The sequence below is a fragment of the Kitasatospora sp. NPDC048296 genome (assembly GCF_043201815.1).
Taxonomy (GTDB): domain Bacteria; phylum Actinomycetota; class Actinomycetes; order Streptomycetales; family Streptomycetaceae; genus Kitasatospora.
Genome location: NZ_JBICZB010000207.1, coordinates 1 through 1,655 on the forward strand (window position 1 = coordinate 1; position 1,655 = coordinate 1,655).

The window sequence follows — 1,655 nt, forward strand, 5'->3', positions numbered from 1 at the left end:
CGCCTACCTCGACGCCCTCGCCACCCACCGCCGCACCAACGGACACCCCACCACCTCCTACGCCTGGGGACTCTGGGACACCCAAGGCGGCATGAGCGACCGGGCGGACCAGCACCGGCTCGGCCGCAGCGGCATCCTGCCGATCAGTGCCGAGGACGGCCTGGCGCTGTTCGACGCCGGGCTCGGCATGACGGCCCCGGTGGCGGTCCGGCTCGACGCGACGGCGCTGCGCGGCCTGGCCGTGCTGCCGTCGGTGCTGCGCGGCCTGGTCCGTACGCCGGCCCGCAGGGCGGCCGCGACCGGAGGCGGCGCGGGCTCGCCGGCCGACCGCTTCGGCGCACTCTCCCCGGAAGACCGGCGGACCGCGCTGCTCGGCCTGGTGCGCGGCCTGGTGGCCGACGTCCTCGGGCACGCCGACGGCGCTGCGGTCGAGATCGGCAAGGGCTTCCTCGACCTCGGGTTCGACTCGCTGACCGCCGTCGAGCTGCGCAACCGCCTGAGCGTCGAAACCGGTCTGCGGCTCCCGTCGACGACGATCTTCGACTACCCGACCCCGGCGGCGGTCGCGGACCGCCTGTACGAGCTCTTCACGCCGGCGGAGGACCCCGACACGGCCGTCCGCCGCGCGCTCGCCGAGATCCCGCTGGCGCGGCTGCGCGAGGCGGGCCTGCTGGAGGCCCTGCTCCAGCTCACCGGGACCATCGCCGAACACGAGGAAAGCCCGGCTTCAGAACCGCAGAAGAGCGACCAAATCGACGTGATCGAAACTCTCGATGCGGCGGCCCTCGTGGCCATGGCGCTCAATGACAACGCGTGAGGACCAAGCTGCGATGACCACAACCTCCACCGAACAAGTCGTCGAGGCGCTCCGGGCGTCCCTCAAGGAGACCGAGCGGCTGCGCCAGGAGAACCGGCAGATCACCGCCGCCTCCCGGGAGCCGATCGCGATCGTCGGCATGGCCTGCCGCTACCCGGGCGGCGTGAGCTCGCCCGAGGAGCTGTGGGAGCTGGTCGCCGAGGGCCGGGACGCGATCGCCGGCTTCCCGACCGACCGCGGCTGGGACCCCGACATCTACGACCCGGACCCGACGCGGCCCGGCACGACGTACGCCCGGGAGGGCGGATTCCTCTACGACGCGGCCGGGTTCGACCCGGAGTTCTTCGGGATCTCACCGCGCGAGGCGCTGGCGATCGACCCGCAGCAGCGCTTGCTGCTGGAGACGGCCTGGGAGGCCGTCGAGAGCGCCGGCCTCGACCCGGCCACGCTCCGCGGCAGCCGCACCGGCGTGTTCACCGGCATCATGTACGGCGACTACGGCGCGCGCCTGCTGTTTCCGAAGGCGCCCGAGGAGTTCGAGGGGTACGTCGGCACCGGCAGCGCGGGCAGCGTCGCGTCAGGCAGGGTGTCGTACACCTTCGGGTTCGAGGGCCCGGCGGTGACCGTCGACACGGCCTGCTCGTCCTCGCTGGTCGCCCTGCACCTGGCCGCCCAGTCGCTGCGGCAGGGCGAGTGCTCGATGGCGCTCGTCGGCGGGGCCACGATCATCGCAACTCCCGGTCTGTTCACGGAGTTCAGCCGGCAGCGCGGGCTGTCACCGGACGGCCGCTGCAAGGCCTTCGCGGCGTCCGCCGACGGCACCGGCTGGGGTGAGGGC

The 1,655-nt window shown here is 73.4% G+C and carries 2 protein-coding genes; both read left to right on the forward strand.

Features of this window, described 5'->3' with window-relative positions:
• On the forward strand, nt 1–817 hold an 817-nt coding region (locus tag ACGF12_RS38505; protein ID WP_393041303.1), incomplete at its 5' end, for a beta-ketoacyl reductase.
• A gap of 13 nt (nt 818–830) precedes the next feature.
• On the forward strand, nt 831–1,655 hold an 825-nt coding region (locus ACGF12_RS38510), incomplete at its 3' end, for a beta-ketoacyl synthase N-terminal-like domain-containing protein (RefSeq protein ID WP_393041306.1).